This is a genomic window from Candidatus Competibacter denitrificans Run_A_D11 (assembly GCF_001051235.1).
In the GTDB taxonomy this organism is placed as follows: Bacteria; Pseudomonadota; Gammaproteobacteria; order Competibacterales; family Competibacteraceae; genus Competibacter_A; species Competibacter_A denitrificans.
On record NZ_CBTJ020000113.1, the window covers coordinates 1 to 12,758 of the forward strand.

The following is a 12,758-nucleotide window of genomic DNA, read 5'->3' on the forward strand; positions in this document are numbered from 1 at the left end:
GAGACCGGCGCCCGGCCGCCGGTCGCCCCGGCCCCGCGTCACGAGCAGCTACCGGATCGTGCCGCCCCCGCCCCCGGCTCCGTCGATGCCGCACGTCGAGTTCCGAAAGAGGCGCCGGTTCGTGCCGCCCGACGAGAAAGTACCGTCCTAACCGCTCGAACCGTGTCGCGTGACACGGTTTCGAGGTGGCGCGACATCCCGCTTGTCATTTCCAGCAGTCGTTGCGACTTTTCACAGCAGCGGTGGCGACTTCAGGCATGATCATGCCGCTCATCAATTTAACCCGTTGAAATAATATCCAATCAAAATGGCCGAACCGGAATCCAGTCGCAATCAATGCTGTAATTTTGCATCCGGTCGAAACCACTGCTGTAGATTGTCGCAATGACTTCTGGAGAACAGTCACCTAACCCCTTGATCGGTGGTCGTCGGAGTCGCACCTACTTTTGGAGATGAGAGTTGGGGTACTTGCCTTGATTCTTTGAAGGAAGATTTCTGGTATCACTACGAGGCAATTATTCACTACAATGCTACTTACTTTGCAAAATTCACAAAAAATCTCTTTTATGACGAAAGTAAGCTCTACCGGCAAAAAATTACGCAAGCATGAAACAGGCATGACTGATGCTATCGCCGAGCAGTCAAGGCTTGAGTCAGGGATGGTAGCCCCTGCCCTTGCTATTGCGGGAATCGATATTGCGCTCGATGAAATTCGAGACATCGAGCAACGTTCCTACCGGGTCATCGAGCGTTTACGAGAGACAGTGTTCGAACCTGGCAAGCAGAAGCGGCTGAAGATTGGTTTCAGCATTTCCGAAGCGGCACGCATGGTCGGACGGACACCGACCGCGATCCGGGATGCGGAAAAGTCAGGTCGCTTGCCGGAGCCGCGCAAGGACAGTCATGGCCGCCGTTTCGGTTATACGCTGACGGACATCAATATCATGCGTCGGGAATTTGAAACTCTGCCATGGCGCGGTGAAAACGACGAGCCCTTGGTGCTAGCCGTTTCTAACTTCAAGGGCGGGGTCGGGAAAAGTACCCTAGTGGCGCACGTCGCTCAGTATCTGGCGTTGCGAGGTTACCGCGTCTGCGCTATTGACTGCGACCCACAAAGCAGCTTGACCAGCCTGTTCGGATTTAATCCGGATTACGAATTAGAGACCCAGAATACCCTCTTCCCCTTCCTGATGCGTGAGCGGGATACTCTGTCGTATGCGTTACGCCCAACCTACTGGGATCAGCTTTCTCTCATCCCAGCTAACCTGTCGCTTTACAGCATTGAATATCAACTGGCTGCGCGACTACCGGCCAATCCCTTGATGCTGGAACGACTACGCTTGGGCATCGACACGATCAAGGACGGTTTTGATGTCGTCATCATTGATCCGCCCCCCGCATTGGGCATGTTGTCGCTCAGCGTGGTCCGGGCGGCAACGGCCTTGGTGGTGCCGGTACGCCCCGCGACGGTCGATTTTGGCTCCACTGCGCACTTTTTCACCTTGCTAGTCGAAGCGCTCGAAACGTTGGCAGCCCAGGGTCTTCAACCGCGTTACAAATTTCTCAAGGTATTGATCAATGCCATGGATGAGACCAAATCGGCCCACACCGAGATTACCCGGATGATGCGCCAGGTTTATCAAACTGCCATGTTTAACACGGTCATGAAGGATTCAGCGGAAATCGATAATGCTGGCGCGCGGCTGATGTCGGTTTACGAGTTGGAAGAAGCCACGACTTCGCGCGAGACCTACCGACGCTGCAAGGCGTATCTCGATGCCGTCAATCGGGAAATTGAACTGTTGATTCGGAAAACTTGGCCCAGTCACCACGAAGCCCTGCGCCGCGAAGGTGTGATTTGAGGAAACATGCATGGCTGCTCGGAACAAAGTGTTGTTTGAAGATCTAGCGGGCGAGCTGACAACCGGTCCATCGGAGACTAGTGATTCTGTATCGGCTCGAAAGCGAACCATCGGCTATCTTCAGGAGCGAGAAAACCATCTGGCGCAATTGGCTAACGGTGAGATCATCGAAAAAACGCTGCTGTGGGTGGAGCCAGAACGCTGCCGGTTATGGACGCGACATAACCGGCGCTATGACCTGTTAAATGAGCAACGCTGCGCCGACCTGATCCAAGGCATCAAAGCGCAGGGGCGACAGGAATTTCCGGCCATCGTTCGCCGCGTGCAGGGTGATCCACAACACGATTTCGAAGTAATTTGCGGTGCTCGCCGACACTGGGCCATCGATTGGCTGCGTCGAAATAATTACCCGCAATTGATGTTTCTGATTGAGGTTCGCGCCCTGACCGATGAGGAAGCCTTCCGACTGAGCGACTGCGAAAACCGGGAACGGGAGGATATTAGCGACTTCGAGCGGGCGCTGGATTATCGACAGGCGCTGGAGTCGTACTACCGGTCACAGCGGGATATGGCCGAACGTCTGGAGGTCTCCGAAGCCTGGCTGAGTCGCTATCTAGACTTGGCGGTCCTGCCGGACGGGATCATCCAGGCGTATGCGGATATTACGGAGCTCAAAGCCAATCACGCCCGAGAACTGAAGCCGCTACTGAAGGATCCACAAATTCGCCGCCGCATTCTAGCTCGCGCGGATGAACTTTACGCCCGGCAACAGCAGGCTCTTCAAGCAGGACAGGGGCTCCTGACTGGACAACAGATTCTGCAACTTCTTAAATCCGCTGCTAAGAACCGGGCCACCAAGCCAAAGCAAACACCTCTGGAATATCGGGCTGCGACAGGGCAGAAAATGCTGACCGCTATCCGTCGTCCACGCGGCGGGTTGCTGATCGAAGTGCTACCGCGTAGTGGAGCTAACCGAGAAGAAGTGTTGAATGCGTTCGGTGATGTGCTCCAGATGCTCGCCGAATAAGAAATTGCCAATTGGCAATTTTTAAAAAACTACATGAATTTTATGATAAAAATATAAAATATCACCAGAAATTTTCAATGAGGATTGCTAGCAACTTGAGGTACGAGAAGCGAGTATTCACCATGAAAAATTGCCAATTGGCAATTATCAACTCATCCTATTGAGTTGGTTCTAAAAAATAGAGATCAAACACTGGGAAATCCCTCATGTTGATCAAACTAACGTGACTACCATGCTGGACGACCGCTGCCCGCGTGGCGGAGCGCTCCATACCGCGTCGCCGAGTTAAGCCCGCTCGGAACCTCATTTCTCTGACTTGCACTGAACGAAACCGTAGGCTATGACCGACCCCAATCCCGCAGTGCAAGCCAGATCGTCACCGAACCGACGCCCGCGCGCGCCACCGTCCTGCCGGCGCTGATCGAGGCGTGCCCCGCCTGCTTCGACAGGGAGCAGCCCCGGCCGCTTAAAATCGGCATCCACCAGGATTGGGTGGCGGCGGGCTTCGAGAAATCCGCCATCAAGCGCGCGCTGGGCCGCTACTGTAACCGGCCGCTCTATCGGGGGGCGCTACAAGCCGGCGCGGTTCGGATGGACTTGCAGGGCCAGGCGGGTGGCGTGGTGGCGGAGGACGAGGTTCGGACCGCGCCCCGCCGACCACGCCGGAACCCATCCTCGACGGCAAAAGCCGCGCTTCTCGCCAACGCTACCCCCCTCCTGAAGGAGTCCCTCGTAGCTGGCCGACTCGAACTCACCGTCAAATTCTCCAAATTACCCCAGCCGCTCCTCGTGCAGGGCGGCCTCAAGATCGGCGTCCAGACGCAGGAGGGCACCGTCACGGCGATCCGGCCGGCGAAGGTTTGGAAGAAATTCGAGCAAGCCGCCCAGACGTATCCCCACGGGGTGGCCGCGCTGATCGGCCCAGCTGGAATCTTCACCCTCGAAACCCAGATTTACCCTAAGCCGACCCAGGGTAAGCCGGAGATCGTCTATGATGGCGCACGGATCACCCTCGCTGGCCACGTCCCCGACCGCGATCCTATGGTGCAAGGCAAGGCTCAAGCCCATGGGCTGCAAAACGTGCTCCGGGAATCGACCGGACCACGGTTCGAGGTCCAGCCGGTCGTGCTGTATCCGGGCGGGTTCGTCAAGACGACGGCCCCGTGGAACGGAGATGCTCCTTGGATCCTGAACCCCAAGGCATGGCCGGCCTTCCTGGAACACCGCCCGGCCCCGCTATCCCATGCGGATGCCCCACTGGCAACCGATCATCTCAGCCGGTTCATACGCACCGCAGCGAAATAGCCTCCCTTCTCGGCAACCGGCCCTGACCCACAAAACCTACCCTGATCCGTCCCGCCCGACTCTCGACGACCTGGACCCGGAAAGCGTCACTCCTGACCGGAGGGTGGCAAGGGTTCGTAGCCACCGCGAGAGGGCAGACTACCCGACTGCCGAACCCTTGTTGGGCAATCTGCTGGTCGTGTGGCGGGCGCTGTGCGATCCTGTTTTTTTCAGGCCCCGCAACCGCGCTGGATACCGCCTACCCGTGGGCGCCGATGATCGACGCCGTTGAAAACTATCACGGCAAACCCCAACTGCCCCGACCCACACACTAACGACACTGCATAAAAAACCCTCTCCCGCTGGCGGGAGAGGGGCAGAGGTGAGATGAGTTTTTCAATCCGCTGGCACGCCCAAGGTCGTACAAAAACGCCTCTAAACGACTACCGCCGCCGGTTGCTGCATCAACGCCTTCAAGGCGGCTTGTCCCTCCGCCCGGGTATGGACTTCGGGAACGGCGATGCCCCGAAGGGACGCCAGGTGGGCAATCTGGCGTTGCAACAACGGCAGCGCCCTCTCCTCGGCGGTGGCGGCGGTCGCCGCGCCCCAGGCCCCCCGGGAGGGCGTATCGACGGGCGTTTCCACCGGCGCTATAGCAACCGCCTGGGCGGAGGCGGATAGGGTGGTCGCCGGGTCTTCTCTCGCGGGCGACGCGGAAGTCGCCATCGCCCCGCCTTCGTCGACCGGCGTTGCAGGCGCAGGGTCCGCGCCCGCTACGGCCCGCGTTTCAGTCCCCGGCAGAGGCGCTTGAACCCCCGGCGCGGTGAGGCCCTGATCCCTCTCATCCCGCTGATCAGGGGCTTCGTCCACGTCGACGAGGTCGTCGCCCAAGCCTAACGCGGCCAGCAACCGTTGCCGAGCCGCGGTTTCCAGCCCTTCCACCGCTTGGCCCGCTGGGGCGGCGGCGGTTGCGGTCGCGAGGACGCAACCGTGGGGATCACGCAAGGTGGCCCGACAAATCAGGGCGGGTTCCCGGCTCAGCAGCGGGGGGAGTCCCAGGGATTCCGGTGAATGCCCGCCGTGCAAGGCGATTTCATACAGCTTCATCAAGCCGGGGTTCAGACTCAACGCATCCAGAATTTCGGTTTGCACCGAGAATCCCTCCGCGGGACTGTAGCGTTGCAGGAATTCAGGCCAGCGCGCTGACCCGCTCTTCAAGGGTTCCATACGGTTCTCCAAAGAGGTCGGGGAGAACGCCCGGCGCCACCCCCGTTCGGGAATGACGCATCGCGCGTGCTCTCCCGAACGGGTTGAGGTCAATTCAAAACAGGCGTGTGGAGTCCGACACTCCTCACGCAGCCTGCGTCAACCGCTGTTCCAACAGCGTGAACAGCATCGGCGCGAGTTCCTGAATCGTCTGGATCGTGACGGCATCCCGACGACCAAACAGGTCTTCCACCTCATCCAGGGCTTGGCCGATGCCTAAACCCAGCACCTCAAGGCCACTGGCGCGGCACCGGGCCAGGATCGAGCGCACGAGGTCTATCTCCTCCGGTTGTCCATCGGTCGCCACGATCAACAAGCGGCGCGGCTCCGAACGTCCGATCAATTCCCAACCGGCGCGCAAGAGCGCGCCCGCCAACGGCGTCCCGCCATGCGCCCGCACCTCAAAGCGTCCAGCAATGCAGGAAGCCCGCTCCTGAAACTGCTTGAGCGGGATGACTCGCTGATCCCGCCGACCGGGAAACGCCGCTGCCCAGCACGCCACCCCGGGCAGGTCGTCCAGGGCCAGCACCAGGGCCAAAACCGCCTGATTAGCCAACGCCATGTCGCGCGCCATCGATCCGCTGCAATCCAACAGCAGCGCGACCGCCGTATCCGTCGCCCACCGCTCGACGCGCCGGTCAAACAGACGGGCTTGCGGCCATGGGACGCTGTACAACCGGTGCGTAGCCAGTCGCCGACCTTGACAAGCCGCCCAATGCTCCGACGCCTGATGGGTTTGCACCAGTCCGCCCAACCGGTGACGCAGGGCGGCGGTGGCCGCCCGCGCCTGCCGGGCCTTCTCCTGGGGCGCGGTGTTCGGCGGCGGCGGGTCGTACCCGGCGATAACGACCCTCACCTCTGAAGTTTCTGAGGCGGCGGCGGTCAGCAGCGTGCGGGTTTGCGCGCCGAGGTCCGGGCCCTCGGTAGACGACGGATCGGCGGCCAACAAGGCGGTCAAGGTTTCGGTCTTACCCGGGCCGCCCGGTGGCGCGGAGGCCTCCTGGGATCCGGTCTGCGAAGACGATGCCGAGGAGGAGGCTTGCGCCTCTTGACTCTGTGCGTCGGTTCCAGCGTCCGGTGAGGACGCGGAAGCAGCAGCGTCTTGCGGGCTTCCCTTCGGTTCCGTTGCTCCAGCGTCGGGTGAGGACGCGGAAGCAGCAGCGCTATGAGGAGCCGTCTCACCCGCGCGAGGGCCGCCCGGTGGCGCGTCGGGTGGGTCAGGCGGCGTGGGCGCTTTCGCCGCTTCTTCCTCTTCCTTCAGCATCTCGACGATGCGCAGCGCCAAATCCCGCACGGCGGTCGTCGAGGTCGCATGACGCACCTCAAAGGCCAGCGCCAGGAGCTTGATCACCACGCCTTCCGGGAGCAGCGCGTCCAGTCGTGCTTCCAGATCATCGGCCTGCTGGGCCAGAAGGCCCTGGTGCAAAACGCGGGCGCGCAGCAGTTTGTGTAGCGCGGACAAGACCTGAACCGCGACCGGTTGTTCAGTGATGGGCTCTGCGGCTTCATCGTCTGAGTGATGCTCCAGATAATCCACCAGCGCGGCCAGGTTGTGACGGCTGCCCGGATAGTCCACGCCGAGCGCCTGCTCGATGCGGATATCCTCCAAGATATTGGTCAACAATTTCGCCAAGCCGGGCGGCACCGGAACTGTGAAGTCCGTATACCGAATATGCGCGGCTTCATGATCAATGAAGCCGTTGGCTAGAATTGCCAACGGTGTGCTTTCCAGCGGCAAGCGGGGCAAATGGAGGGTATGCCCATCGGTGTAGGCTTCATCTCCACCGATCTCGACCTTGACTCCCAACTTGCGGCCCAGCATCTGGGCGATCAGGGGCAAGGCGCCCACTAAGGGATTGCTTCTCATGCTCACCTCCAACAAGAAAGGAGGCGCGCCGCTCCCCCACGACGGGGAAGACGCGCGCCCCGCAGTGGGTAAAAAAACTGTCAATAAAACCAGTCGCCGCCGGCGTCGATCACTTCGGCCTCAGCCGGTAGCTTTGGTGTGGATTCCACCGCCTCGTCGAACCGTCGCGATGCCGCGTCCTCATTGGACGGTGGAGATTCAGCGTCCTCGTTGAACGGCACAGTAAAAGCTAAATCGGTGCTGATACCCGTCCACAGTGCATCCACGACCGGAGCTGCTTGCGCAGCCCAGGTCTGAAGCCCTTGCGGCTGAGAAGCCAGGCACAGAAATTGCCGTAAACCTTCCAAGACCCGGCCCTGAATCGGTAGACGGTCCGGGATGCCGGCCAGCAGCCGATCGATTTCCAGCACCACCGCCCGAAAGCCACTGTCCACAAACGACAGGCCATCGAGCTTGTCGCGCAGGGCTTTCAACGGGCTGAGCGCCCGCCGGGTCACGGTCGTTTTCCCCTGGAAGGACTCTTCCAGGGTTTCACGCGCCTGTTGGCTGATCTCGGACAAAATTTGCCCCGATAAACCCGACAGGGCCTTTTCCAGGCCCGGATGCGCGACCACTTGGGGTGAAGGCGCGCTAAAACGCACCGCCTGAACGGCAAAATGGAGCCGTCCACCCACGTACTCGGCAGGCACCAGGGCTTCTCGAATCAGCTTCTGCCACTCCAGCGGTTGCTGATCGGCCCAGGCCGCCAGCTGACCGTCATAGGTATCCAGAAACGCTGTGCGCACGGTTTGATAGCGCTGTTCCAGCACCGTGAGCTGGTCGAGCAGCCCTTGGGCTTTGGCGCTGGGCACGGCGTAACCCCCCATAAACCGTGTTCCCACCACCAGACAGTGGCGGCGGGCGGCGCTGCGGATCGTGGTGAATTCCCGCAGCGCCTCTGGATTAATCAACTGCTTTTCGCCCAGGGAGACCAAGGTTTCGGGCGGGAGTTGCGACCGATCCAGGCCCAAATCTTCCGGGGTCAAGCTCTTTTTCCCGCTCCAGCAGGAAATATCGAGGTTGACGAAAACCAACTCGTTCGCCAACAGGGTCAAGGGTTGCGCGTGCATCAAAACCTCCTTCTCGTTGAAGAAAAAGGCGAACGCCCTCCGCCGGCCTGGGAGGCGGACGGAGGGTGTCCGCCCAAGACCGATTCTTAGTAGAACCACGCCTCTCCGGCCATGTCGGCCAGGAGGCGTTCTGTGCTCACCGGCTTTAACCCCAGAGTTTCCAGAATCTGATCCGACACCGGCAGTTCCTGGGGCCAATCCGTGATGACTTGCTGGTCTTCGTTGGCTACCCGGACCCCGGTGAAGCGGCGCGCCACCAGCAACAGAAAGGCGATCACCGGTTCGTAGCCGGGTAACAATTCCACTCGACCGTGGGTGGCTCCCGACACGACGGGGGGCCAGAACCCATGGAACATGCTCTCTCCCGCGCTGTGGTTCGTGACTCGCCAGCCGACCGTTTCCAGTTGCCGAGCCACGGTCTGACCGACGTTTTCCAGAGCGGCCTCATCCGCCCGATCTTGAATCCGCAACCGCCAGTACAGAGCAGGCCCGATAGCGGGTGGCGTCGGGGTCGAGGCCGAGTGGATCATCGGCTCAGGCCCTGCGGGCGCAGGGGTGACGGGGCGCAAATCTCGGTGGTTATCGGCCAACCAATATTCGCCCAGTTCCCGATACCCTTTCGCCCGCTTTTCCCGAATGCGCTGCGGGGCTTCCGCGAACACGCTGCCGTTGCGACACGCGGATGCAGGCGTGTCCCGTTGGCGCAGCGTGGAACCGGTACGGCCAAAATAGACCGTGAAGTTCTGTGCATCCGACATCACCGGCGTGGGATACGCCCAATCCTTGGACCGTCCGTCGGGAAATTGATACCGAAGCAGCCTTACTTTAATGGGCATGGGCGGGTCCCCCGGCCGTCGAGGGTCCCGCCGCGTTCTGGGCGTCTTCCCCGGTGGAGGAGTTCGGTATCCCAAAAATGCGCCGGGTCATTCCCTCAATCGCTTCTGCGGTTTCGGGTTCTACCCGATTCGTCAACGCCCGTTGAAGCGTGCGCATCAACGGGTTCTTGTCGCCGGCGTACTGCACCGTCAGGTAAGCCCAACGGATCAGGGTGCGCGAGGACAAGGTGATGTCGAGCGGCGCGGTGGATTCCCCTGCGCCCTGAAACAAGGCGCGGACTTCCGCCGCCACCTGGATCATGCCGCGCAAGAGTTCGTCCTTGATTTGCGGCACGCGCCGTTTGATCAGGGCAAACTCTTCTTCGCCGGTCAGGTAGTCCACCTTGACGACCCAAAACCGGTCCAGGAACGCCCCATTGAGACGTTGCACCCCGGCATACAGGCCGCTGCTATCGCCCAGGCCGACGGTATTGGCGGTGCAAATCAGCCCAAAACCGGGGGCGGGGAAAACCACTTCCCCCCCGTTCTCCGGGATGATCAGCGGCCCCCCATCCAGCAGGGTGTTCAATCCCGCCAGTTCACCGGGGTCGATCAGATCGGCCTCGTTGATCAACAGCCAGGCGCCGTGGCGCACCGCCGTGGTCAGGGGACCGTCCTCGAACAGGACATCACCGCCTATGGCGGTCAGGTGCCCGACCCAATCGGCCACTTCCAGGCGCCGCTTGCCGTTGACCTCGACCAGATTGAGGTTCAGCCGGGCGGCGGTCTGCACGATGAGGCTGGACTTGCCCGACCCCATCGGGCCGGTCAACCACAGCCCGTCGTGGATTGGGCCGGACACAATCCCCCGATGCCATCCTAAAACGTCCGACAGCAGGTTCTGTCGGAACGTGTACTGCGGATCCATCCGAGGCGTCAGGGGACCCGGCATGGCCAAGCCGGAGACCCGAACCTGATCGGACGCGGCGATGCCAAAGGTTTTATTCACTTGAAATTCTTGAAATTCTTGCATGGCGATACCTCTTGACGGAGGCGGTTCCACGCACGGCTCCCCCTGCGGGGAATCGGTAGGAACCGTCCCCGAGGGGGTTTGCGAAAATCCCCGTCCGTTAGGGCGGGGAGGAGATTAAGAACGAAACGCCGGAAACCGCTAGCCGCGCGACCGGCGCAGAACTCGGCGCACTAGACCCTGCACGTCCTCGGCATCCAGCCGGGGGTCGTACAAAGCCAGGCACGCCTGGAAGCTGAAGGGTTCGGGATGCCGGACCTGCGGCGCATTCAGCCACCGCAGAATCTCCTCCCGTTCCTGCGGCTCGCTGGAAGCCAGGCTGCGCAACGAGGATTGGAGGAACACGAGATGCAGTTCCTCCCAGTGCTCGACCAGGCAGCCCACATCGGCGCGCCAATCGTGGTATTCGCCCTTTACATCCAGTGATCGTAAGGAGCGATGAGAGACTGGATGCGTTTTCACGCCCGGCGCGGGGGTTTCTTCAATCAAGAAGGTCGCTTGCATGAGTGTCCCCATAAAAAAAGGGGACACTCATCCCTTGGGGAGAAGGGTCCCCAAGGAAGGGCTTGACATCAAAAAACTCGTGGTATCCTCAGAATTATTTCCTGGAAGGAGGCGACCATGAGTTCAGAAACGCGCCTGGCCCTTGACGGCTATTTGCTTCTCGATCCGCAGACCCAGCGCATTCGCTTCACCCGAACCGGCCAAGCGGCTCTGGCCTCACGCTTCGCGCGCGTCGGCGTCGATATTCGACGGCTTCGCACGCTGGAGGAGGTCGAGGATGCGATGAGCAGCGTCTCCATGCGCGAATACCGACGGCTACCGCCGGATCAAAAGGACGATGACGACGCCAATAACGCCATTGATGATCTGCATTTCATCACCGATGGCGTTCGGGGAAGACGCCTGATGCCTCTTGAGGAACGGCGTCAACGGATGGCCGAGGGCATGGATAAACTATTGGCCCTCATCGGGGTGACGGTGTAGCCCGCGCAACCGCTCGCGGACGGCCCGCTCCTCGCGAGCCAGTTTCAGCGCTTCACGAGCCGCCTGGCGGAGGTCTTCGTCCACGCTGTCGATCAGGCGTTCGCAGTGGAGGATGAACCGTCGCAATGCTTCAACCGAACTGCTTTCCAGATAGTTTTTAACCGGCTTAAGCTCCATGGTATTCTCCTAAAAGGAGATCGACCCGGCCCCCAACCCGGGGACTGGGTAGACCCCCGATTGAGTTAGAACTTCACTTGATCAAGGCTGTTAGCGTCAGTCTTGATCCCTGCCTTCTTCGCCACCGAGCGAGAAAAGACAAACCCGCTCGGTGGCCCTATCCGCACCGCTTGCCAGGGGCCGATGGTGCCCAACGGCACCCACGTCTCTCCCGGTTGCAGAATGCGGATTATCCGGTAGCCGTGACCCGGCCCCTCTCTCAGTGGCACGGGCCGGAAGACCCTCACGTCTTCCACCACCCGGACATTCGACCGAGCGGCTGTCGGCCTGAACGATCCCTGGATGTGCGCGGAAATCTGCTCATCCAGGGATCGAATCGTGCTGCAACCGCTCAGGGCGACCACAGCAATCACCACTAACTTCTTCATCATCATCAAGTGCGCCTCCATAAAAAATGAGGACACCCCCCGCCCCCGCCGGGGAGGAGAGGTCCCCGATTGGGATGAACAACGACAACATCGCCGGTTGCGACTCGGCGACCGGATGCACGGCGACCGGCGCGGGCGGGTCTTCTAGGAAGATCAGCCCGGCTGGATCGCCGTCGTGGCACAGGCCGTTAAAGGCGCAGAACCCGCAGGGCGAGAGGTGCGTCATCCGGCTGTGCTGGGGAAGGGGCCGCAGGATCAACTCGATAAAGCCGAGAAGCTTTACCCGTGGCAGCCCCTAAGGATCGGCAGGAGTGTCCTCCCCGCCGGTGATCGGGTCGAAAGCCGCCCGCCCCTGCGGATCGGTCGGCGAGAGTCTCAAGACGCGCCCCCGGCCCACATCACGGCGTTGCCGTGCAACGGTGGCCGGCGAATCGTGACACCGGGGGAGGCCCCGCGACCGGCCACTGAGCGGTGGTGGGGGCATTCGAGACGGGTGGAGCCGTGTGTATCGGCGCGCTTTCCGCTTCCGCCGCCGCCCGACGTGGGGTCGCCAGACGCTCGTAATGCGCCACGGCTTCCCCAAACGTCATGTTCAACGGCGTCCAGCGCGCAATCCCTCTCCCTTGAAGCAACACGCCGACGACCACCGGCTCCCGCTCCAGAGGCGGCAGGGCCGGCTTGAACTCCCACACCTGGCAGACACCGGTGGGGAAAGGGATGGAACGGGATTGCTGGACGGTCATCCCCGATCCCGCGTGATGGGCGATTTCCATCACCGCTTTAAAAGCCGGCGACAAGCCGCTTAAATCCATGGGCGCCTCCATAAAAAAAGAGGACACGCCACGCCCTTAACCGGGGACGGTGTCCCCGGTGGGGTTGCAAAATGAACCACTCATGCGATGCGGG

General features: G+C 61.1%; 13 protein-coding genes and 2 pseudogenes. 6 read left to right on the top strand and 9 right to left on the bottom strand.

Going from position 1 to position 12,758, the window contains the following annotated elements; translation table 11 throughout:
- The 5 genes and pseudogenes from BN873_RS20705 to BN873_RS21085 form a co-directional block, all read left to right on the top strand.
- Positions 1-261 (top strand): annotated as a pseudogene (locus tag BN873_RS20705) (hypothetical protein); the annotation flags it as partial.
- 356 nt (positions 262-617) lie between these two features.
- Complete coding sequence (locus BN873_RS17730; RefSeq protein WP_242434468.1) at positions 618-1,862, top strand: AAA family ATPase; 1,245 nt, start codon at positions 618-620, stop codon at positions 1,860-1,862.
- A 10-nt stretch (positions 1,863-1,872) separates the two neighbouring features.
- Positions 1,873-2,889, top strand: a complete 1,017-nt coding sequence (locus BN873_RS17735; RefSeq protein WP_053085448.1) for a ParB/RepB/Spo0J family partition protein — start codon at positions 1,873-1,875, stop codon at positions 2,887-2,889.
- 408 nt (positions 2,890-3,297) lie between these two features.
- Positions 3,298-3,552: pseudogene (locus BN873_RS21410) on the top strand (ProQ/FINO family protein); the annotation flags it as partial.
- A gap of 126 nt (positions 3,553-3,678) precedes the next feature.
- Positions 3,679-4,194, top strand: coding sequence for a hypothetical protein (locus BN873_RS21085; protein WP_242434469.1), 516 nt, complete (start codon positions 3,679-3,681; stop codon positions 4,192-4,194).
- Positions 4,195-4,608: 414 nt separating this feature from the next.
- Here BN873_RS21085 and BN873_RS17745 read toward each other — a convergent pair whose 3' ends face one another.
- From BN873_RS17745 to BN873_RS17770, 6 genes are all read right to left on the bottom strand, one after another.
- Positions 4,609-5,400, bottom strand: coding sequence for a hypothetical protein (locus tag BN873_RS17745; protein ID WP_048676867.1), 792 nt, complete (start codon positions 5,398-5,400; stop codon positions 4,609-4,611).
- Positions 5,401-5,524: 124 nt separating this feature from the next.
- Positions 5,525-7,306 (bottom strand): VWA domain-containing protein, encoded by a 1,782-nt coding sequence (locus tag BN873_RS17750; protein ID WP_048676869.1) that lies wholly within the window; start codon positions 7,304-7,306, stop codon positions 5,525-5,527.
- A gap of 80 nt (positions 7,307-7,386) precedes the next feature.
- Positions 7,387-8,415, bottom strand: coding sequence for a DUF3150 domain-containing protein (locus BN873_RS17755; protein ID WP_048676871.1), 1,029 nt, complete (start codon positions 8,413-8,415; stop codon positions 7,387-7,389).
- 86 nt (positions 8,416-8,501) lie between these two features.
- Complete coding sequence (locus BN873_RS17760; RefSeq protein ID WP_048676873.1) at positions 8,502-9,251, bottom strand: hypothetical protein; 750 nt, start codon at positions 9,249-9,251, stop codon at positions 8,502-8,504.
- Positions 9,241-10,263 (bottom strand): AAA family ATPase, encoded by a 1,023-nt coding sequence (locus BN873_RS17765; RefSeq protein WP_053085449.1) that lies wholly within the window; start codon positions 10,261-10,263, stop codon positions 9,241-9,243. The genes BN873_RS17760 and BN873_RS17765 overlap by 11 nt, the downstream gene beginning before the upstream one ends.
- Before the next feature lie 138 nt (positions 10,264-10,401).
- Positions 10,402-10,764: a hypothetical protein gene (locus BN873_RS17770; RefSeq protein ID WP_048676875.1), complete on the bottom strand. Its 363-nt coding sequence runs from the start codon at positions 10,762-10,764 to the stop codon at positions 10,402-10,404.
- A 117-nt stretch (positions 10,765-10,881) separates the two neighbouring features.
- Between BN873_RS17770 and BN873_RS17775 the strand changes: the two genes are divergently transcribed.
- Positions 10,882-11,247 carry a hypothetical protein gene (locus BN873_RS17775; RefSeq protein WP_048676877.1) on the top strand — a complete coding sequence of 122 codons (366 nt, stop codon included), beginning with the start codon at positions 10,882-10,884 and terminating at the stop codon, positions 11,245-11,247.
- On the opposite strand, the gene BN873_RS17780 is transcribed toward BN873_RS17775, so the two are convergent.
- The 3 genes from BN873_RS17780 to BN873_RS17790 all read right to left on the bottom strand — a co-directional run bounded on the left by BN873_RS17780 (position 11,218) and on the right by BN873_RS17790 (position 12,664).
- Positions 11,218-11,424, bottom strand: a complete 207-nt coding sequence (locus BN873_RS17780) for a hypothetical protein (RefSeq protein WP_048676878.1) — start codon at positions 11,422-11,424, stop codon at positions 11,218-11,220. The genes BN873_RS17775 and BN873_RS17780 overlap by 30 nt on opposite strands.
- A gap of 65 nt (positions 11,425-11,489) precedes the next feature.
- Complete coding sequence (locus BN873_RS17785) at positions 11,490-11,858, bottom strand: hypothetical protein (RefSeq protein ID WP_048676880.1); 369 nt, start codon at positions 11,856-11,858, stop codon at positions 11,490-11,492.
- A 392-nt stretch (positions 11,859-12,250) separates the two neighbouring features.
- Entirely contained in the window at positions 12,251-12,664 is a 414-nt protein-coding gene (locus tag BN873_RS17790; RefSeq protein WP_048676883.1) for a hypothetical protein, read from the bottom strand.
- Between the last annotated feature and the right edge of the window lie 94 nt (positions 12,665-12,758).